This window comes from Amycolatopsis sp. NPDC049868, from assembly GCF_044461365.1.
In the GTDB taxonomy this organism is placed as follows: domain Bacteria; phylum Actinomycetota; class Actinomycetes; order Mycobacteriales; family Pseudonocardiaceae; genus Amycolatopsis.
Genome location: NZ_JBITKV010000003.1, coordinates 302,047 through 326,840, shown reverse-complemented (window position 1 = coordinate 326,840; position 24,794 = coordinate 302,047). Strand labels below are relative to the sequence as shown.

General features: G+C 69.4%; 25 protein-coding genes and 1 tRNA gene. 11 read left to right on the top strand and 15 right to left on the bottom strand.

Annotated features, from left to right (window positions below; genetic code table 11):
* Positions 1 to 35 precede the first annotated feature (35 nt).
* Together ACIBTM_RS15040 and ACIBTM_RS15035 are read right to left on the bottom strand one after the other, a co-directional pair.
* On the bottom strand, positions 36 to 833 hold the full coding sequence (locus tag ACIBTM_RS15040) for a hypothetical protein (protein ID WP_395877068.1): 798 nt from the start codon (positions 831 to 833) through the stop codon (positions 36 to 38).
* 381 nt (positions 834 to 1,214) lie between these two features.
* A tRNA-Lys gene (locus tag ACIBTM_RS15035) sits at positions 1,215 to 1,287 on the bottom strand.
* A 99-nt stretch (positions 1,288 to 1,386) separates the two neighbouring features.
* Here ACIBTM_RS15035 and ACIBTM_RS15030 point away from each other — a divergent pair.
* The 3 genes from ACIBTM_RS15030 (at position 1,387) to ACIBTM_RS15020 (ending at position 4,388) form a co-directional block, all read left to right on the top strand.
* Positions 1,387 to 1,926 carry a DinB family protein gene (locus tag ACIBTM_RS15030; RefSeq protein ID WP_395877067.1) on the top strand — a complete coding sequence of 180 codons (540 nt, stop codon included), beginning with the start codon at positions 1,387 to 1,389 and terminating at the stop codon, positions 1,924 to 1,926.
* Between the two features lie 25 nt (positions 1,927 to 1,951).
* Entirely contained in the window at positions 1,952 to 3,325 is a 1,374-nt protein-coding gene (locus ACIBTM_RS15025; RefSeq protein ID WP_395877066.1) for an adenylosuccinate lyase family protein, read from the top strand.
* 82 nt (positions 3,326 to 3,407) lie between these two features.
* Positions 3,408 to 4,388 carry an SCO0930 family lipoprotein gene (locus ACIBTM_RS15020; RefSeq protein ID WP_395877065.1) on the top strand — a complete coding sequence of 327 codons (981 nt, stop codon included), beginning with the start codon at positions 3,408 to 3,410 and terminating at the stop codon, positions 4,386 to 4,388.
* 1 nt (position 4,389) lies between these two features.
* Here the strand turns inward: ACIBTM_RS15020 and ACIBTM_RS15015 are convergent, their stop codons facing one another.
* A complete protein-coding gene (locus ACIBTM_RS15015) occupies positions 4,390 to 4,974 on the bottom strand; it encodes a DUF4383 domain-containing protein (protein WP_395877064.1) in 585 nt (194 codons plus the stop codon).
* Between the two features lie 132 nt (positions 4,975 to 5,106).
* On the opposite strand from ACIBTM_RS15015, the gene ACIBTM_RS15010 reads away from it, so the two are divergent.
* Both ACIBTM_RS15010 and ACIBTM_RS15005 read left to right on the top strand, forming a co-directional pair.
* Positions 5,107 to 6,006, top strand: a complete 900-nt coding sequence (locus ACIBTM_RS15010; RefSeq protein WP_395877063.1) for a hypothetical protein — start codon at positions 5,107 to 5,109, stop codon at positions 6,004 to 6,006.
* Between the two features lie 45 nt (positions 6,007 to 6,051).
* Positions 6,052 to 6,891 (top strand): oxygenase MpaB family protein, encoded by an 840-nt coding sequence (locus tag ACIBTM_RS15005; protein WP_395877062.1) that lies wholly within the window; start codon positions 6,052 to 6,054, stop codon positions 6,889 to 6,891.
* On the opposite strand, the gene ACIBTM_RS15000 is transcribed toward ACIBTM_RS15005, so the two are convergent.
* Both ACIBTM_RS15000 and ACIBTM_RS14995 read right to left on the bottom strand, forming a co-directional pair.
* A complete protein-coding gene (locus ACIBTM_RS15000) occupies positions 6,892 to 8,109 on the bottom strand; it encodes an alpha/beta hydrolase (RefSeq protein ID WP_395877061.1) in 1,218 nt (405 codons plus the stop codon).
* 136 nt (positions 8,110 to 8,245) lie between these two features.
* Positions 8,246 to 9,193 carry an alpha/beta hydrolase gene (locus tag ACIBTM_RS14995; protein WP_395877060.1) on the bottom strand — a complete coding sequence of 316 codons (948 nt, stop codon included), beginning with the start codon at positions 9,191 to 9,193 and terminating at the stop codon, positions 8,246 to 8,248.
* 142 nt (positions 9,194 to 9,335) lie between these two features.
* On the opposite strand from ACIBTM_RS14995, the gene ACIBTM_RS14990 reads away from it, so the two are divergent.
* From ACIBTM_RS14990 to ACIBTM_RS14970, 5 genes are all read left to right on the top strand, one after another.
* Positions 9,336 to 9,803: a MarR family winged helix-turn-helix transcriptional regulator gene (locus tag ACIBTM_RS14990; protein WP_240596101.1), complete on the top strand. Its 468-nt coding sequence runs from the start codon at positions 9,336 to 9,338 to the stop codon at positions 9,801 to 9,803.
* A gap of 27 nt (positions 9,804 to 9,830) precedes the next feature.
* Positions 9,831 to 10,679, top strand: a complete 849-nt coding sequence (locus ACIBTM_RS14985) for an SAM-dependent methyltransferase (RefSeq protein WP_395877059.1) — start codon at positions 9,831 to 9,833, stop codon at positions 10,677 to 10,679.
* A gap of 112 nt (positions 10,680 to 10,791) precedes the next feature.
* A complete protein-coding gene (locus ACIBTM_RS14980) occupies positions 10,792 to 11,328 on the top strand; it encodes a PadR family transcriptional regulator (protein WP_395877058.1) in 537 nt (178 codons plus the stop codon).
* Between the two features lie 9 nt (positions 11,329 to 11,337).
* A complete protein-coding gene (locus ACIBTM_RS14975; RefSeq protein WP_395877057.1) occupies positions 11,338 to 13,356 on the top strand; it encodes an FAD-dependent oxidoreductase in 2,019 nt (672 codons plus the stop codon).
* A gap of 198 nt (positions 13,357 to 13,554) precedes the next feature.
* Positions 13,555 to 14,532 carry a prephenate dehydrogenase gene (locus ACIBTM_RS14970; protein WP_395877056.1) on the top strand — a complete coding sequence of 326 codons (978 nt, stop codon included), beginning with the start codon at positions 13,555 to 13,557 and terminating at the stop codon, positions 14,530 to 14,532.
* Between the two features lie 72 nt (positions 14,533 to 14,604).
* Here ACIBTM_RS14970 and ACIBTM_RS14965 read toward each other — a convergent pair whose 3' ends face one another.
* From ACIBTM_RS14965 to ACIBTM_RS14945, 5 genes are all read right to left on the bottom strand, one after another.
* Positions 14,605 to 14,826, bottom strand: a complete 222-nt coding sequence (locus ACIBTM_RS14965) for an antitoxin (RefSeq protein WP_395877055.1) — start codon at positions 14,824 to 14,826, stop codon at positions 14,605 to 14,607.
* Positions 14,827 to 14,887: 61 nt separating this feature from the next.
* The gene (locus ACIBTM_RS14960; RefSeq protein WP_395877054.1) at positions 14,888 to 15,820 is read right to left on the bottom strand and encodes a TauD/TfdA dioxygenase family protein; all 933 of its coding nucleotides are present in this window, start codon (positions 15,818 to 15,820) and stop codon (positions 14,888 to 14,890) included.
* A 202-nt stretch (positions 15,821 to 16,022) separates the two neighbouring features.
* Positions 16,023 to 16,361, bottom strand: coding sequence for a hypothetical protein (locus ACIBTM_RS14955; protein WP_395877053.1), 339 nt, complete (start codon positions 16,359 to 16,361; stop codon positions 16,023 to 16,025).
* Positions 16,362 to 16,433: 72 nt separating this feature from the next.
* Complete coding sequence (locus tag ACIBTM_RS14950; protein WP_395877052.1) at positions 16,434 to 17,003, bottom strand: pYEATS domain-containing protein; 570 nt, start codon at positions 17,001 to 17,003, stop codon at positions 16,434 to 16,436.
* A 40-nt stretch (positions 17,004 to 17,043) separates the two neighbouring features.
* A complete protein-coding gene (locus ACIBTM_RS14945; protein ID WP_395877051.1) occupies positions 17,044 to 19,008 on the bottom strand; it encodes an FUSC family protein in 1,965 nt (654 codons plus the stop codon).
* A 49-nt stretch (positions 19,009 to 19,057) separates the two neighbouring features.
* On the opposite strand from ACIBTM_RS14945, the gene ACIBTM_RS14940 reads away from it, so the two are divergent.
* Positions 19,058 to 19,498, top strand: coding sequence for an SRPBCC family protein (locus tag ACIBTM_RS14940; RefSeq protein WP_395877050.1), 441 nt, complete (start codon positions 19,058 to 19,060; stop codon positions 19,496 to 19,498).
* A gap of 223 nt (positions 19,499 to 19,721) precedes the next feature.
* Here ACIBTM_RS14940 and ACIBTM_RS14935 read toward each other — a convergent pair whose 3' ends face one another.
* The 5 genes from ACIBTM_RS14935 to ACIBTM_RS14915 form a co-directional block, all read right to left on the bottom strand.
* Complete coding sequence (locus tag ACIBTM_RS14935) at positions 19,722 to 22,250, bottom strand: CHAT domain-containing protein (RefSeq protein WP_395878069.1); 2,529 nt, start codon at positions 22,248 to 22,250, stop codon at positions 19,722 to 19,724.
* 111 nt (positions 22,251 to 22,361) lie between these two features.
* The gene (locus tag ACIBTM_RS14930) at positions 22,362 to 22,841 is read right to left on the bottom strand and encodes a hypothetical protein (protein ID WP_007030725.1); all 480 of its coding nucleotides are present in this window, start codon (positions 22,839 to 22,841) and stop codon (positions 22,362 to 22,364) included.
* Positions 22,838 to 23,443 carry an RNA polymerase sigma factor gene (locus ACIBTM_RS14925; protein ID WP_101611873.1) on the bottom strand — a complete coding sequence of 202 codons (606 nt, stop codon included), beginning with the start codon at positions 23,441 to 23,443 and terminating at the stop codon, positions 22,838 to 22,840. The genes ACIBTM_RS14930 and ACIBTM_RS14925 overlap by 4 nt, the downstream gene beginning before the upstream one ends.
* A gap of 329 nt (positions 23,444 to 23,772) precedes the next feature.
* Positions 23,773 to 23,943, bottom strand: a complete 171-nt coding sequence (locus ACIBTM_RS14920) for a hypothetical protein (RefSeq protein ID WP_199749879.1) — start codon at positions 23,941 to 23,943, stop codon at positions 23,773 to 23,775.
* Between the two features lie 116 nt (positions 23,944 to 24,059).
* Positions 24,060 to 24,785, bottom strand: a complete 726-nt coding sequence (locus ACIBTM_RS14915; RefSeq protein ID WP_395877049.1) for an SGNH/GDSL hydrolase family protein — start codon at positions 24,783 to 24,785, stop codon at positions 24,060 to 24,062.
* Between the last annotated feature and the right edge of the window lie 9 nt (positions 24,786 to 24,794).

Below are 24,794 nucleotides of genomic sequence, written 5' to 3'. Positions count from 1 at the left end.
GCACGGGCCGGGCACCGCCCGGCCCGTGCGTTCCGTCAGGCCAAGCGAACCTGGAAGACGGCGACCCGGGCGTCATGCCCGTCCACGCGCATGTCCACCGTCTTGGTGTCGATGAACTGCTCCTGGACGACGCCATTGCCCGCCAGCCAGTTGATGCGGTCGATCCCGGTGCCGAAGCACCGGCGCTCCGCGTCCAGGCTGGTGGCCTTGTAGTAGTTCGGGTTGTTGGTATCCGCGGTCCAGAAGACCAGGCGCCCGACGTTGTGGTGCGCGAGCACACGACTGGCGTGGATTCTCTTGTGCTCGTTCCACTCGTCGCGCAGGTCGGTGCGCTGGTCGCCGTTGTAGGCGTTCGCGATGTAGTGCGAGTTGATCAGCGCGAACTGGAGCGTCGGGTGGCTCTGGTGACGCACCACGACCTCGTTGATCCAGCGCGGCGGGGTCACCCCGGTGATGCCGCCGTGCACATACGTGGTCTTCGAGCTCGCCACTTCCCACGGCTGCGGGATCGAGATCGGGATCCGGAACGACGTGCTGTGCCGCAGGAACGCGTTGTTGTACAGGGGCCCGAAGTAGTGGTCGATCATCGCGGGCTCACCGGTGTCGCCCTCGTTGATCTCCTGCCAGCCGACCAAAGGCCGCACCAGGGAGTCACAGTTGCGGACGGCGTCGATCGCGGCCTCGCGCGCCCCGAGGTTGTCGCGGCCGATGTTGGCGGTGACGATCGGCAGCCGGATCCATCCCGTCGCGGCGGAAGCCGTGTCGGCACCGGCGACCAAGGCGCCGAGCGCGGCACCACCACCGAGAGCGAGCGCCTTGCGTCTGTTGAGCATTCCGGACACAGCAGATTCCCTTCTCGCACTGTCACAGCGGGACACATCCCGTCAAAGTGTCACAGAATGCGGCGCGATTGTGACCCCTGCGCACCAAAACTGCCGCTTGCCGGTCAGCGAGGTGAGCATGAGCCCGGCGATGGCACCGTGGTGCCGATCTTGACCGCCTTATGGGGCTACAGCGGGCTTTCCCTTTCTAGGGCGCCGTGATGGCGATGGCTTTTGTCCGGATCGCCACCGCCGCACATCACCGGAACAGCGCGGCAGCGTGTGATACGCCGGCTCGGGCAGCCGCTTCACCGAAGACGATGGTCGATGCCGAAGCGGACACGGCCCGAAAAGACTGACATCCCCGGCTGGCCGACGGGGATGTTGAGTGAGTGGGCCGCCTGGGGCTCGAACCCAGAACCTACGGATTAAAAGTCCGCAGCTCTACCAATTGAGCTAACGGCCCGTGCGGCCGAGTCTAGTAGACCGCCGTCGGCTACCAGGATGGCGGGGCCGCCGCCGGAGCGCCACGGAATTGTCGGGGGTCTCTGCCAAGGTCGTGGCCATGGACACGATCCCCGACGAGAACTACGCGGCGAGCTGGGAGGGCGACCGCCCGGAGCCGCCGCGCGTGGCGAGCGAGCGCGAGATCCTGACGTCCACGCTCGATTGGCATCGCCGCACCTTCGAGCTGAAGTGTCAGGGGCTGACGCCGGAGCAGATGGCCCTGCGGCCGATCGAGCCGTCGGGTTTGTCGCTGCACGGGCTGCTCAGGCACCTCACGGGCGTCGAGCGCTGGTGGTTCCGCCTGCAGTTCGCGGGCGAGGACGTCCCGTTGCTCTATTACTCCGACGAGTGGCCCGAGCAGGACTTCGAGGACCTCGGCGGCGACGTCGAGGCAGCGTGGGTGGCTTGGCGTGAGGAGTGCGCGCGGTCGCGGGAGATCGTGGCGGCCGCGTCGCTCGACGACACGGGCACGAGCCGTCGCGGCGGGGAGCCGTTCTCGTTGCGGTGGCTGCTGACCCGTCACGTCGCCGAGTACGCCCGCCACAACGGCCACGCCGACTTGCTTCGTGAGCGCATCGACGGGAGGACAGGCCACTGAAACCTTGAAATGCGATGCTGGGCCGATGAACGCCGATCCCGATTCCGGCCTCCTGTCCCCGGTCCGCGCAGGCACGCCCGCCGAGGCGGCGACGGGTGATCTCGCCTGGTTGCGGGCCCTGTTGGACACGGAGGCGGCGCTCGCCAGGGCGCAGGCCCGCACCGGGTTGATCCCGCGGGCCGCCGCGGCGGCGATCACCGAGGCGGCCGCGGCCGCCGACATCGACGTGGTCGCGTTGGCGAGGGCGGCCCGGGAGACGGCGAACCCGGTCGTGGGGCTGATCAAGGAGCTGACCGAGGCCGCCGGGACGGAGTACGTCCATCGCGGCTCCACCAGCCAGGACATCTTCGACACCGCGATGATGCTGGTCGCCGCGCGGACACGGGCGCTTCTCGTCGCGGATCTCGAGTCGGCGGCGGAGGCGCTGGCGGGTCTCGCCCGCGCGCATCGCGACACGACCATGGCCGGGCGCACCCTCACCGCGCACGCGGTGCCGACCACGTTCGGGCTCAAGGCGGCGGGCTGGCGTCAGCTGACGCTCGAAGCGCTCGACAGGCTGAACCGTGTCGTCCTGCCGGTCTCGCTCGGGGGCGCCGCGGGCACGAGGGCCGCGTACGCCGAGTACGCGCGCCTCGCCGAGCTGCCCGACGGCTATCCGCAGCGCCTCCAGACAGCCTTCGCCGAGGAAACCGGGCTCGCCGAGACCACGCTCCCTTGGCACACCCTCCGCACGCCGACGGCTGACCTCGCGGCCGCGCTCTCCTTCACCGCGGCCGCGCTCGGGAAGATCGCGGTCGACGTCCAGTTCCTGACGCGGACCGAGGTCGGGGAGGTCGCCGAGCCGGCGGGTGAGGGCCGTGGCGGGTCTTCGGCGATGCCGCACAAACGCAATCCGGTGCTCGCGACGCTGATCCGGTCGGCCGCGCTCCAGGTGCCGGTGCTGGCCACCGGCGTCACCCAGGCCCTGGTCTCCGAGGACGAACGATCCGCGGGGGCGTGGCACGCCGAGTGGCAGCTGCTGCGCGAGTGCCTGCGCCTGACCGGCGGCGCCGCGCACACGGCGGCCGAGCTCGCCCGGGGCCTGGTCGTGAACGACGAGCGCATGCGCGAGAACCTCGGCCTCACGCACGGCCAGATCGTCTCCGAACGGCTTTCGACCGTGCTCGCCCCGCTGCTCGGCAAGACGCGGGCCAAGGAGGTTCTCGGACAGGCGTCCAAGCTCGCCCTCGAACAGGACAAAGCCCTCGGCGAGGTTCTTTCCGGCCTGCCGGAGATAACCGGAGTGCTCCCCGCCGAATCCCTGGCCGACCTGCTGGATCCCGCGAACTACACCGGCTCGGCCGGGGTGCTCGTCGACGCCGCGCTGGAGGCCCGCGAAGAAAATCCGAAAACTCCTTGAACCGGTTCCGAACCGGCTCCGTGTAGGGGGTACAAGCTCACCGCGCCAAGCCGCGGAACCCCTACGAACAAGGAGAAATCCCATGCTTCGCAAGCGTTTCGTCGTCGCAGCGGCGTCCGCGGCCGTGGGCCTGGTGGCGCTGTCGGCCTGCTCCGGCGGCACCGAGGCAGCGGCCCCCGCCGTCGCTCCCGCCGCGGCGGTGGCCGGGGCGGGCGGGAACGCCCCCGCGGCCAAGGGTGAGACCAAGGTGGCCGTGGCCGAAGCCGGGAATCTCGGCCAGGTCCTCGTCGACAAAGACGGCTTCACCTTGTATCGCTTCGACAAGGACAGCGCGAAGCCGCCGAAGTCCAATTGCGACGGTGACTGCGCGAAGGCCTGGCCGCCGGTGCTCGCCGAGGGCGAAGTCCAGATCGAAGGCGTGGATCAGGCCCTGGTCGGCGAAGTGACCCGCGCCGACGGACGCAAGCAGGTCACCGTCGGCGGCTGGGCGCTTTATCGCTACGCCAAGGACACCAAGGCCGGCGAGGCGAAGGGGCAGGGCGTCGGCAGCACCTGGTTCGCCGCGAACGCCAAGGGCGGCAAGGCGGGCCAGGCGGCGAAGGAAGCTCCGGCCGAACAGAAAGACGGTGCCACGAAGCTCGTCGCGAGCAACGTCGACGGCATCGGACCGGCCATTGTGGACAAGGACGGCTTCACCCTTTACATGTTCACCAAGGACAAGAAGAACAAGCAGCCGACCTGCAACGGTGACTGCGCGAAGACCTGGCCGCCGGTGCTCGCCGAGGGCGACGTCCAGCTCGAAGGCATCGACCCGAAGCTGCTCGGCAAGGTGAAGCGCGCGGACGGCACCATGCAGGTCACCGTCGGCGGGTGGGCCGTCTACCGCTACGCCAAGGATGCCAACGCGGGTGAGGCCAACGGTCACGGCGTCGGTGGCACCTGGTTCGTCATCGAGCCCGCCGGCTGCAAGAGCACCGCGCCGGTGAAGGACAAGGCCGCGCAGAGCGGGAACGCCGCCCCCAACAAGGAGGAAGACGCTCCCGCCCAGGGCTCCGGCTACTGAGCTAGCGGGCGAGGCCCGGCGGTCGCTCTTCCCGAGCGACGGCCGGGCCTTTTTCATGCTTCGGCCGTCGCGAATCGTCCGGATGGGGTTCGACGACCGTGGCGCCGTCGGCCCGGTCCTCCTCTTCGTCCTCCGGCACCAGCACCTTGTGCCGCGCGGGCAGGAACGCGATCACCAGTCCGAGCGCGGCGAGGCCGAGATGCAGCCAGTTGTCCGGTCCGTTGAGGTTGAACGGGTTTCCGGCCTGTGAGACCGGGTTCGTCGAAACGGTCCCCGCGATCATGAGCCCCCAGACGAACAGCGCCCCGAAGGCGACGAACGTCAGGAAACCGAAGACCCGGGACCGCCCGGACCCGAAGGTCAGCAGCAGACCGATCGCGCCCAGCACCACGAAACCGAGGTTGTAGAGGGGATTCACCGAGAATCCCAGCACGGTCGCGTCGCTGCGGCCGGCGAAATCGGCGAACCCGGTCCTGGTGAAGCCCACGATCCCGAACACCAGGAAGGCCAGGCTCGACAGCCCGGCGAGGACCTGAGCGGGCTGGAGCCCCGCCGTCCGGATACGAGCGCGTTGTGCACGTGCCATTGCTCCGCCTCCCAGAGTTGGCGACCTGAATTCACGCTGGGCCCCGGATACCCCGGGGCTGTCCCGGGCAAACCGCCTCGTCCGAACGGCCTAACCGTGAACACGAACGAGTGACGCGGTCAACAAGGTCATGTGGGCAAGGTGAGCGGAGTCTTCCTTCTGGTGGGGCTGTGCCTGGGCGCCGTCGTCGCGATGGTGCTGATCCCGCCGTCGCGTTCCGGTCCGGCGGCGGTCGCGGACGCGGCGTCGAGGGTCACGGTGCCGACCGTCGACACCGGACCGGAGGAGCCGGTCGCGTCCCCGCCGCCCTCGTCTTCCGGGGCGCCGGGTCCACCACCGAAGTCCGTCGACATCCAGGCCCTCGCGGACCTCGTCCCCGGCGGACAGGTGAGCGTGGTCGTCCACGACCGCACCACCGGGAAGAACACCGTTTCCCTCAAGCCGGACCGTTCCTACACCTCGGCGTCACTCGTGAAGCTCCTCATCGCACTGGAGGCGCTCCAAGCGGGCACACCGCCGGGCACCGTGCAGCGGATGCTGTCGGCCAGCGACGACGACATCGCCAGCAGGCTGTGGACGGGCCTCGGCGGCCCCCTCATCGTCACCCGTTGGGCGAACAAGATCGGCCTCGCCGGTACGCGTCCGCCCGAAGACCCCGGTCGCTGGGGTGACACCCGGATCACCGCCGCGGACGTCGTGAAGATCTACCGCTACCTGCTGGATCAGGCGGGCGCCGGGACGCGGACGACGATCATGCGGGCGTTGAGCGGCGCGACGGAGAGCGGCTCCGACGGGGTCCGGCAGTACTTCGGCATCCCGGACGCCGTCGGTTCCCTTCCGTGGTCGGTCAAACAGGGCTGGGCGTGCTGCCGCGGCTCGCGGATCCTGCACAGCTCGGGCACGGTCGGCGAAGGCGACCGCTACCTCGTCGTCGTCCTGACCTCGCAGCCGGCGTCGACCACCTACGCCGGTGCCGGCCGACGGGTGACGGAGGTGGTCAAGGCACTGCTCCCCGCTATTGACGGCATGTAAACAAGGTGGGACAGTGGCGTCACGCCACTCTCTCGGGAGGTCGTCATGAGCACCGAAGCCCGCCTGCCCGCCGTGACCCCGCTCGGCCCGGATTCCGTCGCCTGGCAAGTGACCGGCGACCGGAGACTGCTGCTCGGCGCGGGGACGGCGTTGCTGCTGCAGGTCGCGCATCCGGTGGTCGGCGCCGGCGTCCACGACCATTCGAACTACACCCAAGATCCGTGGGGCCGTCTCGACCGGACCATCGATTCCTTGCTGAGCCAGGTTTTCGGCGGCCGGGAGGCGGCCGCGGAGGCCGAGCGGCTCCGCGAGATGCACAAGGCGATCAAGGGCGTCGACCATCACGGCGAGCGCTATCACGCGCTGAACCCCGAGGCGTATTGGTGGGTGCACGGCTCGACGTTCTGGACGATCGTCCGCATGCAGGAAGTCTTCATCCATCCCTTGTCCCGCGAGGAAAAGCGCCGGTTCTACGCGGAATGGCGACAACTCGGCCTGATGCTCGGCCTCCGCGAGCATCACATGCCGGAGGACCTCGAAGGGTTCCAGACCTACTTCGACGACGTCGTCGCGAACCGGCTCGAAGACAACCACACGGTCCGGGAACTGCTCCGCTCGATCACCATGCGGGACACGCCACCACCCCCGTGGTGGTTCCTGCCGGAAGCCCTGTGGCGCCCCGTCCGGCCGGCGGGCGGGAACGTGCTCACCCTGTGCGCGATCGGCTTGCTGCCGCAGGCTCTCCGCGAGCGCTTGAGTCTCAAGTGGACAGACGCCGACGAGCGCCGCCTCCGGCGCCTCGGAACGGTCGCGAGGGCGGCCGGTAACCGGATCCCCGACCGGCTTCGCTTGTATCCCAAGGCTTATCGAGCCAAGCGCGGCTAGCTATTCGACGACGTCCACCAGCGCGCCCTTGGCGCCGGTGTTGGGCAGGGGCCATGGCGTGACCCCGCCATTGGTGATGATCTTCTTGTCCTGCGGCGCGCACGGCGGCACGGTCCGCGCGCCGATCCACGCCAGCACGTCGGGCACCTGCGCCTTGAAGGTGTTCATGTTGTGCCCGGCGTCCGGGATCCGCCACGACGAGAGTGTCGCGGGCGCGCGGACGGCCGCCTGGATCTGGTCGATCGAGAAACTCTCGAAGCTCTCCTTGTCCCCCGCGATCGCGAGGATGTCGACGGGCGACGGATGCTTCTGCAGGTTCACCGTGATCGTGTTCGCGTCGACGATGTCCTGCCTGCCCTTGAACAGGTTTTCCGTCTCCGCGTCCACCGAAGCCTTGTAGTAGCCGCTGACGCTCGCCGCCTGGCCGTACCACTGCGGATGCCGGGTCACCAGGTTCATCGCGCAGTACCCGCCCGACGACCAGCCCGCCATCGTCCACGCCTTCCGCTGCGGGTTGGCGCCGAGTTTCTCGATCGCCCAGTCGCGGATGTCGGCGGTCAGGTAGGTGTCGTTGGCGGTCCCGTTGACCTCGTCGATGCATTCGGTGTCGTGGCCGACCTTCGGTTTCCCGGTCGGGTCCGGGATGATCACCAGGGTCGGCGGGAGCACGTGCTTCGCGATGGCCGCGTCGAGCCTGGCAGGCAGTTCGTAGGGACCGGTGACCACTTCCGGCCCGGACGGATAGTTCGGGATCCATTCGATGACCGGGAACTTGAGCGCCCGGAACGCGGGATCGTAGTACTGGGGCGGGAAGTACACCGAGACGTCGCGCGTGAGGCCGGTGCGCTTGCCGGTCACCGTCATGTGCACGACGGAACCCTTGCCCTCCTTGGCCCGCATCGCCCCGGCGTCGCGCAGTTTGTCGAGGTCCGAACCGTTCTGCCCGGCGACGGCGTCGACGCTCTCCCCCGAGTACACGCCGGTGCCGAACAGGGCGCCGACCGTCGGGAAGAACCCGCCGATCATGTTCCCGCCCATCCCGGTGCTGACCACGATCAGCACCACGGCGACGAGGATCGTGCTGCTGCGGCCGAGAACCTTGCGGCGCCAGCGTTCCCAGAGGAACGGGACGGCGATGATCGCGAGCAGCGTCAGCACCAGGACGATGACGAGGTTCAGTGTCGAATCGAGCCGGATGGCACTCAGTCCCAGTCCCATGGCGATCGTGTCCCTCTCCGGCCGCGGCACGCCCCCGCACCGCACTTCCCACATCTGGATCAAGAGACGTGCGACCACCGGAAAGTGTTGTCCAGGGTGACGCGTGTCACCCTGGACAGAACGGGCTCCGGACTACTCAGCTTTCGAGCGCGGTGCGCAGCACGCCGATCGCCTGCTTTATCGCGGCCTCCGCGGCGTGCGTTTCGCGCAACGTGTTGAGCATGACGAAGTCGTGGACGATTCCCTGGTACCGCACGGCCGTCACCGGCACACCGGCCTGACGCAGCTTCGCGGCGTACGCCTCGCCTTCGTCGCGCAGGACGTCGGCTTCGGCGGTGATCACCAGCGCGGGCGGGAGACCGGCCAGCTCGTCGAGGCTCGCCCGCAGCGGCGACGCGGTGATTTCCGCGCGCTGCGCCGGATCGGTCGTGTACTGGTCCCAGAACCACTTCATGCCGTCGAGGGCGAGGAAGTAGCCCTCGGCGAACCGCCGGTAGGACTCGGTTTCGAAGCTCGCGTCGGTGACCGGGTAGAAGAGCACCTGCTGGCGGAAGGTGACGTCGCCGCGCTGCTTGGCGAGCAAGGTGAGCGCCGCGGTCATGTTCCCGCCGACGGAGTCTCCGGCGATCGCGATCCTCGTGCCGTCGAGCCCGTTTTCGGCGCCGTGCTCGGCGACCCACTTCGCCACGGCGTAGCTCTGCTCGACGGCGACGGGGTAGCGCGCTTCCGGCGAGCGGTCGTACTCGGGGAAGACGACGGCCGCGCCCGCGCCGACGGCGAGCTCGCGGACCAGGCGCTCGTGGGTGTGGAAGTTCCCGAAGACCCAGCCGGCGCCGTGGATGTAGACGATCACGGGCAGCGGGCCGGTCACGCCCTGGGGCCGCACGATGCGGACCTCGACGCCGTCCACGTGCGTGGTCTCGACGTCCGCGATGGGCAGCTCGACGTCGCCGCCCTGGACCTCGTCGACGGCCTTGCGGCCTTCCTCCGGCGGCAGCTGGAAGAGGAACGGCGGCGTGGCGGTGGCCTCGACGAAGGCCTGCGCGGCCGGCTCCAGGGCCAGGTTGTGCGGGTTGGCGGTCATTTCTGCCTCCTGGGTTCGAAGTGACAAGTTGAAGATAGCCCACAACTCAGTTGTGCACAACTAAACTGCGCTCAAGGAGATCTAGCCCACTCAAGTGGCGATCCACGGCATGATCGGCGCACCATGGGGACGAGGAGGACCGATGCCCACGGACAACACCGGGTCGCTGTGCCTGGACGATCAGCTGTGCTTCGGGCTCTACGCGGCTTCGCGGGCCGTGACCGCGCTTTATCGCGTGGTGCTCGACGACCTGGGCCTGACCTATCCGCAGTATCTGGTGATGCTCGCGCTCTGGGAAGAGGACGAGCGGCTGGTCAAGGAACTCGGCACCGTGTTGAACCTCGACTCCGGCACCCTGTCGCCGCTGCTCAAACGACTGGAGAAGTCCGGACTGGTCCAGCGCGTCCGGCAGGCCGACGACGAGCGATCCGTGCGCATCAGCCTGACCGGGGACGGCGCCGGACTCAGGGAACGCGCGAGCGGGATCCCGAAGATCATCGGCGACGCGATGGGCCTCGACGCGGCCGGTCTCGCCCGCACCCGTGCGGAACTCGATCGCTTGACCGAATCCGTGAACGCCTACCGCGAGGCCTACGTCCCGGCCGGTTAGCATGGGATTTCCGGCGCGGACAAAGGGATGACGATGATCGATCACGACGCGGCGCTCAGGGCCGTCGAGAACAGCTTGGACCGGCCGTCCGCGGCCCGCGTTTACGACTACTTCATCGGCGGCGACACGCACTACGCCATCGACCGCAACTTCGCCGAGAAGGTGCGCGAGCGCCTGCCGCTCATCGGCGACTACTGCAAGACCAGCAGGCAGTTCCTCGGCCGGGCCGTCCGGCACTGCGCGGAACAGGGCGTCAAGCAGTTCGTCGACATCGGCTCCGGGCTGCCGACGGCGGGCAACGTGCACGAGGTCGCGGACGAGGCACGGCCGCAGGAGGACACGCACGTCCTCTACATCGACAACGAGCCGATCGCGCTCGCGCATTCGACACTGCTGCTCGCCGACACCGCCGACCCGGACCGCCACCACGCGATCGCGGCGGATCTGTTCGATCCCGAGGACCTCTGGGAGCGGGTGATGGACTCCGGCATCATCGACGTCCGCGAGCCGATCGCGCTGGTGGTCAACGCGGTCATGCACTTCATCAAGGACGAGCAGGACCCGGACAGGCTGCTGGACTTCTACCGCGACCGGCTCGCGCCGGGTTCGCTGCTGGTGCTTTCGCAGATGACCAACGAGAACCCGGCCAACGACGAGGAACGGCAGGCGCTGCTGGACATCCTCGAGTACTACGAGACCACGACGAACCCCGGTTTCCTGCGCACCATGGACGAGTTCCGGCGCTTCTTCGGCGGCTGGCCGCTACTGGAGCCGGGCCTGGTCTACGCGCCGGCGTGGCACCCGGACGAGAAGACGATCTTCGCCGCTTCGCCGTCGGAGTCCCGCGTCATCGGCGGGATCGCCCGCAAGCCGTAGCTTTTTCCCGTGAAGGCCCCCTTCACTCGGCTCAGCCGAGTGAAGGGGGCCTTCACGCGCTTGTGACCCACGTCGCCTTGCAGTGCAACTAGGTGCATATGAAACTAGGTGCATGGCATTGGAGCACGCGATCCTCGTCTCCCTGTCCGAGCGGTCCGGCTCGGGCTACGAGCTGACGCGCCGCTTCGAGAAGTCCATCGGACTGTGGTGGAGCGCCACCCACCAGCAGATCTACCGCGTCCTCAAGCGGATGGAGGACGCGGACTGGGTCACCGTCGACCAGGTCGCCCAGTCCGGGAAACCCGACAAGAAGGTGTACACCGTCGGTGACGCGGGACGGGCCGAACTGGCCCGCTGGCTCGCCGAACCCGATCCGTCGGCCACCGCCAGGGAGCTCGCCGTGAAGATCCGCGGCGCGGCGCTCGGCGATCCGGCCGCCGTCGCCGCCGAGGTCACCCGGCATCGCGACGCGCACGCGGCACAACTCGACGCGTACCTGCTGATCGAGAAGCGCGACTTCCCGAACCCCGACGTCCTCAGTGGACAGTCGTTGCATCAGTTCCTCGTACTGCGCGGAGGAATCCGTACCGAACAGGGCCATGTCGAGTGGCTCGAAGAAGTCCTCCAGGCATTCCACCACGATGCGTAAGGACCGGCGATGAGCCCGTACCCGAACCTGCTGTCCCCCCTCGATCTCGGCTTCACCACCCTGCGCAACAGGGTGATCATGGGCTCGATGCACACCGGCCTCGAGGACAAGGAAGCGCATTTCCCGCAACTGGCCGAGTACTACGCCGAACGCGCCCGCGGCGGCGTCGGGCTGATCGTCACCGGCGGCTTCGCGCCGAACCGGACCGGCTGGCTCCTGCCGCTGGCGTCGAAGCTCTCGACGCGCGCGGAAGCCAAGGCGCACAAGCGACTCACCGATCCGGTGCACGAGGCGGGCGGCAAGATCGCGCTGCAGATCCTGCACGCCGGCCGGTATTCCTACCATCCGCTGAGCGTTTCCGCGTCGGGTATCAAGGCGCCGATCAACCCGTTCAAACCGCGGGCCCTCTCGGGATACGGCGTGCTGCGCCAGATCCGCGCGTTCGCCGATTGTGCCTTCCTGGCCAAGGAAGCGGGCTACGACGGCGTCGAGATCATGGGCTCCGAGGGCTACTTCATCAATCAGTTCCTCGCCGAGCGGACCAACAAACGAACCGACAAATGGGGCGGCAACCCGGAAAACCGGCGCCGGATCGCCGTCGAGATCGTGCGCCGCACGCGGGAAGCGGTCGGCGAGGACTTCATCATCATCTACCGGCTGTCCATGTTGGACCTCGTCGAAGGCGGGCAGAGCTGGGAAGACGTCGTCGCGCTGGCCAAGGAGGTCGAAGAGGCGGGTGCGACGATCATCAACACCGGTATCGGCTGGCACGAGGCGCGGGTGCCGACGATCGTGACGTCCGTGCCGCGCGCGGCCTTCACCTGGGTGACCGGGAAACTCAAGCCGCACGTCGGGATCCCGGTGGTCACGTCGAACCGGATCAACATGCCCGAGGTCGCCGAGGAGGCGCTGGCCGGCGGCGACGCCGACCTGGTGTCGATGGCGCGGCCGTTCCTCGCCGACCCGGAGTGGATCCGGAAGGCCGAGACCGGGCGTGAGGACGAGATCAACACCTGCATCGCGTGCAACCAGGCCTGCCTCGACCATGCTTTCAAGCGGAAACTGGTGTCCTGCATGGTGAATCCGCGCGCGGGCCACGAGACCACGCTGACCCTGTCCCCGACGCGGAAGACCAAACGCGTCGCCGTCGTCGGCGCGGGTCCCGCCGGGCTCGCGGCCGCGACCGGCCTCGCCGAACGGGGGCACGCGGTCGAACTCTTCGAAGCCGACGACGAGATCGGCGGCCAGTTCGGGATCGCGCGCAAGATCCCGGGCAAGGAAGAGTTCGCGGAGACCATCCGGTACTACACGCGGCGGCTGGAAGTCACCGGTGTCAAGGTGCGCCTCGGTACTCGCGCCGCCGCCGCCGATCTGGTCGACGCCGGGTTCGACGAGGTCGTGCTCGCCACCGGCGTGACACCACGGGTGCCGTCGCTCCCCGGCATCGACCATCCCAAGGTTCTGTCCTATGTGGACGTCGTCCGGCACGGGAAACCCGTCGGCGGCAAGGTCGCCGTGATCGGCGCGGGCGGGATCGGCGTGGACGTCAGCGAATTCCTGACGCACACCACCTCCCCCGCGCTCGATCTGGAGGCGTGGATGGCCGAATGGGGCGTCACCGATCCCGAACGGGCCGCGGGCGGGCTGACCGAGCGGAAGGTCGAGCCGTCACCGCGACAGGTCTTCCTGTTGCAGCGCAAGAAGTCCGGTATCGGCGCGGGACTTGGCAAGACCAGCGGCTGGGTCCACCGGGCCGCGCTGAAGGCCAAACGCGTCGAGCAGCTCACCGGTGTCTCCTACGAGCGGATCGACGACGACGGGCTGCACATCACCGTCGGTGACAAGCCACGCGTGCTCGACGTCGACACCGTGGTCGTCTGCGCGGGCCAGGAGCCGGTGCGCGACCTCGTCGACGACCTGCGGGCGGCCGGACTGCCGGTGCACCTGATCGGCGGCGCCGACGTCGCGGCCGAACTGGACGCCAAACGGGCCATCGATCAGGGAACCCGCCTAGCCGCCGTTCTCTGAACGTCTGGTGGCGAACCCGCGTTCGCGATCGACGTCGACAGGGCGCTCCCTGATCAACCACCTCACGAAGCTGGCCAGGGCGCCCCGCCGCCGCGATAGCGAGGCCTTCGGCCAGGGCGGGTTCACGCGTCGTGTGCTTTGGACATGCGGCTCCAGCTCCGCCCACAAGCTCTGACGAGTGGCCAAGTAGATGGCAGGATGACCCTTGTGCGGGACGTATGCGTGATCGGGCTCGGGTTGATCGGTGGTTCGCTGCTGCGCGCGGCGCATTCGATCGGCCGCACCACGTTCGGGGCGACGACCTCCGAAGCTGACGCGGACGCCGCCAGCAGAGCGGGTTTCGACGTCACCACGCAGGTCGAAGCGGCGCTGAGCAAGGCGGCGGAGCGGGACGCGATGATCGTGCTCGCGGTGCCGCTGCCCGCGGTCGAAGAGGTGCTTCGGACCGTTTCGCGGGTCGCCGGGCACTGCGTGCTCACCGACGTGACCAGCGTGAAGGGCCCGGTGCTCGACTCGGTCCGGCGCCGCGCGCCGTACGCGAAGTTCGTCGGCGGGCATCCGATGGCCGGGACGGCGAACTCCGGCTGGAAGGCGAGCGATCCGGCGTTGTTCGGCGGCGCGGCGTGGGTACTGGGCGTCGAGTACGACACCGATCTGACGGCGTGGGCGGAGGTCGCCCAGCTCGTGCTGGACGTCGGCGCGCATGTCGTGCCGCTGCCCGCGGACTCGCACGACGAGACGGTCGCGCGGATCTCGCATCTGCCGCATATCTTCGCGGCCATCCTGGCCACGATCGGCGCGCAGGGCGGGCCGCTGGCGATGTCGCTGGCGGCCGGGTCCTATACGGACGGCACGCGGGTGGCCGGGTCGAGCCCGGCGCTGGTGCGGGCGATGACCGAGGGCAACCGGGACGCGCTGCTGCCGATCGTCGACGAGGCGCTCGGACGGCTGGGTGCCGCACGGGGTTCGCTGGCGTCGACCGGCGGTCTCGCGGTGACGGTCAACGCGGGCCACGAAGGCGCGCAAGCGTTTGCGGCCAGTAAGGACGCGGAACGCGCGGGGGTGCGGGTCAGCCTGACCGCCCCGGACGCGCGGGACGGCTTGATCGCCCTCGGCGAGCGCGGTGGCCGGATCACGGCCATCGAAGGCGACACCGCGATCGGCGAGGTCTCCTGACGCGTTTCGTCCTCTGGATGCGGTCCTTGCACACGCGAGTACCGCGTTCAGAGGACGAAACGCGGGAGGTGGTTACTGACCCTGCGGCGGGTTCTGGGGGTTGTCGGGGGTGTCGTCGAACTTGTTGATGAACCCCTTCGCCTTCTCGACACCCGAGTCGATCTGGGAGTCGTGACCGGAGAACTTCGACTTGGCGAAGTCGGCCGCCTTGTCCAGGCCGCCCTCGATCTTGTCGTTGTGCTCGCGGAGAGCGTCGGTGGCCTTGTTCTTCAATTCATCGAAGTTGATGCCCATGGCTTCATCGTCACACAAGGACCGGCGGACCCGCCTCGACGATCACCCGTCGTGGGGACGCTCAGAACGGCCGGTCGCCCGTGATGGCGACGCGTTCGGCCACCCGCGCGTACGGGTGGTAGTCGTTGACGGCGTAGTGCTGGGTGGCGCGGTTGTCCCAGAAGGCCACTGATCCCGGCCGCCAGCTGAAGCGCACCTGGAACTCCGGGATATGCGCGCGGCTGAACAGGTATCGCAGGAGCCTGTCGCTCTCGTCGCGGTCGATGCCGACGATATGCGTCGTGAAGGCCTGGTTCACGAAGAGGGTGCGGCGCCCGGTTTCCGGGTGCGTGCGGACGACCGGGTGCTCGACCGGCGGGAACGCGTCTTGGTGGCGCAGCAGGAGTTCCGGGTCGGAGAAGCGGTCGAAGCCGGGGATGAAGTCGTGCACCGCGGTCAACCCGTCGACGCGGTCGCGGATGTCGTCGGGCAGGTTGTCGTAGGCGGCGGCCATGTCGGCCCACATCGTGTCGCCGCCCACCGGCGGGACCTCGATCAGCCGCAGGACCGAACCGAGCGCCGGCGCGGGCCGGAACGTGACGTCCACGTGCCAGATGTTCTCGAACGCGGGCATGGTCACGGACCGGGCGAACCGCGTGGTGTCCTCGGTCTCCCCCTTCGGGATGAACGGGTTCGTCTCCAGTTCACCCCAGTTGGCGGCGAACGCGCGCTGGTGCGCCGAAGTGATGTCCTGATCGCGGAAGAACAGCACCTTCCACTCCAGCAGCGCGCGATTCAGCTCGGCGTGGAGCGCGGGCGTCAGCGGCCGGGCGAGATCGACGCCGCCGATCTCGGCGCCGATCACCCTTCCCAGCGGGCGTAGCGCGAAAAGCTCGTACGGGCGCTCCTCGACACCTTCCGGCAAGCGCCGCAGCACACGCGGCCCTTCGAGGATGCCGCCGTCGGGGACGGTCGCGGGGCGGAGACGGACACGGTCGGGCAGTTCGATGGACATGCGGGCTCCCTGGATTCACCGTCGGATGACTTGGCGAGACGAGGAGCTACGCGGGCGGAGAACCCAAACGTCCACGGCGCAGGAACAGCGCTACGACACCTTCACCCACCGAGCGGATCGGCGAGCACTCCCGGATGGTGGACACGTTCTCATGGTGGTGCCGGCCGGCGGCGGGGTCAACCTCGTCCACGGGCCGGGACGATCATCGTCTCCGCTCGGAAGGGAAGCTGCCCGACCACGCGTTCCGCTCCTCGCGTGGCCGCAACGCCTCGGCCAGCACCCACTGCGAATGCGTCGTGCCGCCCCGGCCGACCGGACCGAGCTGGAAGGTGACCCAGCCGACCCAGTGCCCCGTCGTCGTCGCCCGCCACATTCCCAGCAGTCCGGGGACGGTGGCGGTCAGATCCAGGCCGTCGGGCAGGCGGGTCTTCACCGCGCCGACGGGGTACACCAGCTTGAGATCGACCCAAACGGGCTGGTTGGGCCGGACCATGCGCAGGTGACGCGGCCCCGGCGGCAGCGTGTCACCAGTGTCGAGCATGCGTCGATTATGCGTGAAAACTCGAACATTAGTTCGAGATGATGCTCACCCATCCCCCGTCCGGGTGGGTGGTCAGAAGTTGATGTACCGCTCGAGCTTCAACGGCGTCGCCCGGCCTTCGAGGTGGACGTCGGCCGTGAGGTTGAACATCCCCCAGCCCGCCGTCCTCAGCTCGAAGTCCGTCTTCCGGTTCGTGACGATCCGGTTCGGCTCGTAGAACGTCGGGTGGAGGTGGTAGACGACCTTGGTGACGCGGTCGAGGCCGCGGTCGTCGTCTCCCACGAGGAAGACATGGATGCTGTGGTACTGGTAGTTGCCCCGGTCCAGCTGCCGCTCACGCCGGGCCGTGTGGGCGAGGTGGATCGTGTTGGCGCCGGTCGCGTCCGGCCGGGGTTCGGCGGACGCGGACGCCGCGTTCAGCACCGGCTGCGCGCCGGGCTCCGGTTCGGGGCCGGAGGGGGTCTGCGGCGAGGCGGGTCCGAGCCTGACCCCTGAGGCGCCGGCCTCGAAGGAAGCGCCCTGGCTCACCCGGCTGGTGATGGTGTCGGCGAGCCGGTGGAGCGAGGACCGGAACTTGATCACCAGGCCCACGATGAGCACCGGCCAGATCAGGCTTTGGAGCAGCGGTATCCAGTCCTTCATCGGCTCCCCAGGAAAGTCGGTCCGTCGGGACCAGGATGCCTCAGGCGCGGCGGTGGTACGGCAGGAATCGCCGGACCAGCCGCAGCGGCGCGCGTTCGACGAGGTCGGGACCGCGCACGGCGTCGAAGGCGGCGCCGATCTGGTCGACGACGCCGGCCAGTTGCTCGTCGTCGGGCATCGGCATCTCCGCCGGGTCCCGTTCCTCGCGGACGGCGGCCGCGAGTTCGGCGAGGGCCGCCGTCAGGAGCGCGACGTCGGCCTCGCCGGGGGCGGGGGCGCCGCGCCCGAGGGTGACGCCGACCTCGGTGACGGCGTCGGCGACGCGTTCGAGCCCGGCGATCACCGGCCACCAGGCGACGGCCTGCCGCCCGGCGGCGGAGGGTTCGACGACGACCTGCTGGAACGCGGTCCGCAGGTCGGCCAGCGCGCGGTAGGCGCGGCGGCGGGCGCGCGAGCGTTCCAACCGGGCCTCGCCGGACGGCGCGAGCACGAGTCCTTTGTCGACGTATTTCACCAAGCTGTCGAGGCTGTCGGCGAGCCGTCCGCCGACCTGTGGCCGTCGGCTGCCCGGCCAGAGCAGGTAGCCGAAGATCAGCACGATCGCGCAGCCGAGCACGGTGTCGACGAGCCTGGCGAGCACGACGTTCCAGCTTCCGGTGCTGGCGAGGTCCATCTGCAGGATGATCAGCGGTGTCACGAAGGCGCTGAGGATGCCGTAGTTGCGGACCTTGCCGACCGCGACGCCACCCGCGAACACGGCGATCAGCAGGACCAGCAGCCAGCCTTCGCCGCCCGCGGCGAGCACGGCCGCGCCGATGCCGACACCGATCACCGTGCCGATGCCGCGCAGCACGGCGCGGCCGAAGACCGAGCCGAAGTCCGGTTTGAGGACGATGCCGACGGTGAGCGTGATCCAGTAGGACCGTTCGAACGGGACGAGCAGCGCGACGACTTCGGCGATCGCGACGCACAGCGTGAGGCGGAGCGCGGCGAACCAGGTGAGCGGGCCGGAAACGAGCGAACCCGCCCAGCCGCGAAGGCGTTTGTGCCACGGCTGGACCTCGCGGCGTTTCCGGTTGTCGCCCTTGCCTATCCGGGCGAGCCCGGCATAGAGCGCGGCGAGGACCGGGTCGGCGTCTTCGGGCGCTTCGGGCGGCTCCGGGAGTTCCTGGTTCGCGAGGACGGCGGCCGAGGTCGCGATGAAGTGGTCGATCACGTCGTCCGGTGCGTGGCGGCCGGCGTTGACCATCGCGACCGACGCCTCGACGGCGGGTGTGCTGGCCGAGAGCAGGTTGAGCAGCTGACGGTAGGTGGCGTCGCGGCCGGACAGCCAGGATCGCGCGGTGAGCAGCCGGTCGTACGCGGTGTTCATCGCGGTCGTGAGCTGGTGCCGCGCGACGCGGGAGGTGGCTTCGTCGGTCGCGGAGAGCATCGCGGCGAGTTCGACGTAGACGTGCGCGACGGCGCCGCGTTCGGGGCTGGTGGCGCGGAAGGTCCAGGTGGCGAGCGCGATCAGCAGGCTCCAGGCGGCGCCGACGCAGAAGTAGCCGAGGAGGAGTTCGACGCGCAGGCCGGTGACGTGCTGGCCGGTGCCGAGCACGCAGAAGACGAACATCTGCAGCCCGGCGACCGACGCGTTGCTGCCCGCCGCGCTGATCAGCGCGGACACCGCGGCGACCCCGACGACGACCGGGATGGACGCGGCCGGGATGCCGCCGGTGATCAGCCCGGCGAAGTAGCCGAGACCCGCCGCCGCGGTGGCTCCACCGAGCCGCCGGGCGCGGTAGCGGTACGGGCCGGCGGATTCGGAAAGGACGGTCGGCAGGGCGCCGGTGGAGACGAGCGCGCCGACACCGATGTCGCCCAGTGCGTAGCCGACGGCGAGCGGGACGGCGAGGGCGAGGACGGCGCGGGCGACCATGTTCCACGGAATGGGAACCGGTGTGCTGCGGAGCAGCTGCACCAGCCAATGTGGTGCGGCGATCTCGCGGCGCGGCGTGCTCACGCCCCTATCTTTACTTATCCGTGGCGTTCGGAGCGGTTATCGTCGCCACATGGGCAAGACGTACTCCTTCGAGGTCAACCGGACGAGCAGCGCCTCGCCCGCTTCGCTGTTCGCGCTGGAGGCCGACGGTTCCCGGTGGTCGGAATGGGCGAAACCGGTGGTGTTCCACTCGCGCTGGGCGCGGGAGCCGGGCGCCGACGGCGTTGGCGCGGTGCGGGCCGTGGGCCTGTGGCCGGTGTATCTCCACGAAGAGACGCTGGAGTACGAACAGGACCGAAAGCACGTCTACGGCTTCGCGGGTCTCGCGCTGCTTAAGGACTATCGCGCCGAAGTCTCGTTCACGCCGAACGCTTCCGGCGGCACGGATCTGCGGTGGACCGGCCGGTTCACCGAACCGCTGCCCGGCACCGGCGCCGCCGTCCGCGCGGCCCTGCGGTCCGTGATCTCGATCCTGGCCACCCGCCTGGTGAAACACGCCGAACGCGCCTGACCCCACCCCCCGCCCTTCCCAAGGGGGGCGACCCCGAGTCCAGTCTACCGGGGCTGGGCGGCGGAAACGGGCGCTCGGCGGAGTTGTCCACAGGCGACGTTACTTGTGGACAACTCCTGTGGGTAAGTGAAGGACGCCATAGCCGCATTGGACGCGGCGAAGGGAGCTTTCGCCACATAGGACGCGGCGAAGGACGCCTTGCCGCACGAGACGCGGTGAAACTTCAGCCCGCGCCAAGACACAAGAAGGGGCGCCGCAGCGGATCGGCGGCGGTCGCTTCCGCGAGCGCCAAAGCGGGCGCCGTCCCCGAAGCCAGCCGCCGGTGCAGGTCGGCCATCGCGGCGGCGGCCGCCTTGTCGCCGACCCGCGCGATCGCGCCGATGACCGTCCGCGAGCCGCTGGCGAGCAACGTCCCGGCGAAGCCGAGCGCCTCCTCGCCGGGCCGGATATGACTCATCGCGAGTTCGCACGCGGCCAGCACCACCCGTTCCGGCGGCTTCGCGAGCCGGGCGGTTTCGTGCGCGTACAACGGGCCGTCGACCAGCTCCAGCCGCGAGAACAACGCGTTCGCCGGTTCGTGCGCGCCGTGCGCGACCAGATGCGCCATTCCGGAACCGTCCAAAGCGGACAGGACGGTGTCGCTGGTCGCGTCCTTCCCGTCGACGAGCCGGGCCTGCGGGTACACGGCCCGCAGGTTCCGCACCTCGCCCACCGAGCCCGGCACCCCCGGCCCGCCGGCGAGCAGCACCGGGCCGGAGTTCCGCCGCCCGGACGCGGTCACCCAGGCGGTCGCCGACGGCGCGATCGACACCGGATGTCCGTGCAGTGAAGGCAAAGCGCCCCAAGGCAACGCGTACAGCGAACCGATCGGCACGATGATCAGCTCACGGTTCTCCAGCGTTTTCGCCAGCGACGCGGAGATCAGCCGGTCCAGTTTGTCCGCCCGGCGCCGCGCGGAACCGGTGACGACCTCGACCAGCGGCGCGGGCAGGTTGTCCGGGGCCAGCGCGTCGAGGTCCGCGTGCAACTGCCGCGCGGTCTCGACGATCTCACCGAGCGGCCCCAGCTTCAGGAGCCGGAACCGGCCGCGGTCCACGACCACCGCGTACAAGGTGTCGCGATACCCCATCAGGCTGACCAGCACGCGGTCACCGAGCCGCTCGACCACCTCTTCGGGTGCCGAGACGGGCCGCGGGCGACCCCACTTGCTGGTGTACCAGCCGAGCCTCGTCGCCTCCCGTTGCAACCGGTCGTAGCGCTCCTCGAGTTCCCCGACCGGTTCACCGGACAGCCGTCGCGCCTGGATCGTCCCCTGCACGTGCCGCATTTCGTTGATGTGCCGGGCGAGCGCGGGATCCTCGATGACCGGGAGCGGCTCGTAGCGGTACACCTGCGCGCGCGTGCGTTCCAGCCACGCGAACAGGCTCTTCGCCCCGGCGCCGCTGCGCCTCGCCTTCTTGAGCACCAGCGTCAGCGCGAGTTTGCCCAGCTCCTCGCCGTGCGCCGCCGTCCCGCAGACGAGGTCGAGCCCGCCCATGCGGTCGCGGATCTGCCCGAGTTCCGCCAGCCCGGCCCGTGCCTGCGCGAGCGCCGACCGCGGCCGGTGGGACGCCACGGCGAGTTCGGCGCGGCACAATCGCAGCTGCATCCGGTGGTCGATCGGCGTGGTCTGCCGCGGTTTCGGTACCTGCGCCAGGAGTTCCTGCGCGGCGACCGTCTCCCCGCGACGGATCAGCAGCCGCACCGCGAACATCCTGGCCGCGCCCGCTTCGTCGCGCAGACCGAGACCCGCCAACCGGATGGCGAGGTCGGCCAGCCGCTCCGGCAGTTTCGCGGACGGCTTCTTCTCCCGGTCCGCCAAGACCTTCACCGCGTCCACGCGAAGCCTGGTCAACTCGGCGATCTCGGCCCACCGGCCGTTGCCACGCCGCAGGAAGCTCCGCCGTGCGGATGTCGCGAGCTTCTTCGCGAGAACGTGGTCACCCTCCAGGATGGCGGCCCCGGCCCGCGCGACCTCGGCTTCCGCGACGAGATGGTGGGCGCCGTTGCCCCGGAGTTCGGGAATCGCCTCGTCGAGGTGTCGCGCCGCCTCTTCGCCGAGCCCGGCGGTGAGCAGGGCCTTCGCCTGGTCGAGCCGAACGAGCGGCAGCGAACCGGGCCCGTCGGTGACGAAGATCGAGGCCGCCTGCTCGTAGTGCCGGAGCGCTTCGGGGATGTCGCCGAGCAACTGGGCGTGATCACCCAGGTTGTGCCGGATCTTCCCTTCGAGACGGCGATGGCCGTACGTGACCGCGATGTCCAGCGCGCCGCTCAGATCCTTGTAGGCACCGTCGGGATTGGTCATCTGGAGATGCAGCCACGCCCGGTTCATCATGTTCCGGGTCAGGAGCAGGCTGTGGTCCTCCGCCTCGTCGGCGAGGCTGGGCAGCACCGCGTCGTAGAGCGCGAGCGCCTCCTCCAGCCTTCCGATCCGCATCAGGACGACGGCGCGCTGCAGGACGACGGTGAACCGCAGCAGCCGCCGGGTTTCGCCTTCCGGAAGCGAAAGCCGCACTCGCTCCGCCTCGTCCAGCCGAGCGAATCCGTCCTCTTGGGACAGGACCTCGGCCTCGGCCGCGGCGAGGCTGATCAGCACCCTGACCCGGATCTCCAGCCGTTCCGGCCCCGCGGCGGTCAGCGGCCCGAGGCACGACAAAGCGCGCTGCAACAACCTGATCGCGGCGCCCGGGCCGTGGTCGGCGGCGGCGGCCATCGCCTGACGATGGAGGTCCGCGGCCTCGGCTACGGGATCGACGACAGGAAGCTGCGCGGGCACACGCACTATGGGAGCACACCCGCGCCGCATAACGGAACAGCCGTCCGGTTACAGCACCACTGTCGGGGTCACGACCGTCCGGCGACAGGTGACGTCGCCGAGGTGGATCACGATCTGGGTGGTGCCCTGGGGGACGTTGTCCAGCACGAACCGGCCTCCTTCGTCGGCGGTGGTGGAACTCGTGCCGTGCTCGGCGACGCGAACCTCCACTCCGTACTCGCCGGCGGGCACGAGCCAGCCGTCGATCCGGTGTTTCTTGCCGATCTTGGTGAGGTTGATCATCACGGTCAGATCGCTGACGGTGAAGGTGATCGTGCCGGTGTCGCTGCCGCGAACGCCCGCCGTGGCGTCCATCCGCTCCCAGCGGGCGACCTCCACGTCGAGGTTCTCGAGCGCGAGCGCGAACTGAACCCGCTGCACCAGGTCTCCCGGTGGCGGGTCCAGTTCGTCCATGAAACGCCCGATATCGGCGAGCAAGGCCTCATCGCCCGGGGAGGTCATCTCCCCCGGCGTCCCGAGGTCGTTCATCGGCTTCCCCCTTCGTGGGCCAGCAGGTCGCGCATCGATTCGAGGCAACGGCCCCTGGTCGGGCCGACACTTCCGCGCGGCATGCGGAGTGCTTCGGCGACCAGTTGGTATTCGGCGCGCCCGGCGAGCACGGTCAGCCGAAGAAGCTGCTGACAGCGGTGCGGCAGGCGGAGGAAGGCGCGCCAGACCCGGCGATCCCGGTCGGCGCGGACGGCTTCCTCTTCGGGGGCCGGATGGGTGCTCTCCATGCTTTCGGCCAGCTCGTCGGTCAGTGGGACGGGCTGAGCGCGGCGGCCGAAGGGATGCTGGGCCTCGCGCCTGGTGGTGGTGATCAACCAGGCGGCGAGTGCCTTGGGGTCACGGAGTTTGTCGAGCTGGCTGAACAGGGCGAGCCACACCGTTTGGACCACGTCCTCGGCGGTCAGGCGATCGAGCCCGTTCGCGCGCGCGACATGCCACACGAGCGGGGTCAGCTCGTGCACAAGTCTGTCCATCGCCTGGCGGTCACCAGCCCGCGCCGCGCGCATGCAGGCGGCATGCAGGTCGGCACCGGTCAGTCCTTCCCATGGCGGGTCTACCTCGGTCGTTTGCACGTCGGTCACCGTATCTGCCCCACTTCGGACGTGTCTTCGTGTCGGCGCTGGCAGTATCGCGGGCCCTTCGGGGAGAAGGAGCGTGCAAGAGGCTCTGGGATACATCAAGTCACTAACTTTTTTGTCGAGTTTCGGTCGTCCCCCTCGGTGTGGGCGGAGGACAAAGGCACCGGCCGGCGCGAGTAGGTGTGGACTGCGCACCGGCCGGCCCTTTTTCCCTCCCCCCGGGCCCGCTCCCCAACGGGCCCGCGTCCGGGCGTCCCCCTCCCCCGAAGGAGCACCCGGAGGTGATGCCCGGCGGCCCCCTCGGCCTCCGGACATCACCTGTCTGTGTTGGTTCAGTTCACCGTCGGGTTGGTGCCGTTCGGCTCCCAGTTGCCGTCCGGGCTGGTGCCGGGACGGGGCGGGACCGGCGCCGTGATCGGTTTCGGCTTCGGGGTCGTCTCTTCGAGGTCTTCGGTGGCCGTGGCCTCGTCGTCGACGGGCGCGGTGTTGGTCTCGGTCGTCATCGGGTGTCCCTCATTTCCTCGACTGCTCCATAGGACGCAACGAGGCTGCCACCAGATACACGCAGAGCCAGCTTTTTCACGGAAATTTCTTAATCTGTGGCAGGCGGGTGACCTGATCAGCGCTTTTCCCCCGGAAAAGTGTCGCTGAGTAGCTGACGGCTCACGTCCGCGAGTTGTCCGGCCCAGCGCCGATAACCCTCTGGACCGGGGTGGAAACGGTCTTCGGCGAAGGTCGCGGGGTCCAGCATCGCGGCCGGCATCGGGACGTGGACGACGCCGGGCAGCAGGGCCAGCCGGGCGGCCGCCGCGTCGAGGACGGCCGACCGCGCGCCGAGGACGTCCCGCAGCGGACGCGGCAGCGAGGGGAACCGGCCCATCGGCGGCACGCCCGCCAGCACCACCGGCACCCGCCCCACGCGACGTCGCACCGCGACGATCAGGTCGAGCAGGTCACGCCGGTAGCGCGTGGCCGAACGCAGTTCGATCGTGTCGTTGACGCCGAGCGCGATCACGACCAGGTCGGCGGGTTCGAGCAGCGGCAGCAGGTCCTCGCGCACCACGCGGGCGTTGGCGCCGGTCCGGCCGATCGCCTGCCAGGCGACCGCGCGGCCGCCCCGCGCGAGTTCGTCCGCGAGCCGTCCGGTCAGCGCCTCGGCGTGTGTCGCCGCGCCGACCCCGTCCACAGTGGACTCGCCGAGCACCGCGAGCCGCAGCGGGCCGCCGTCGCCGGCCACCAGGCCGGTGACCGGGCCCGCGGCACCGGGCAACCTGGGCGTCGTACGGCGCACCCGGACGGCTTGCGCGAGAAGGATCGGGGCGAGCACCACCGCACGGCTGATCACGCCAGGACC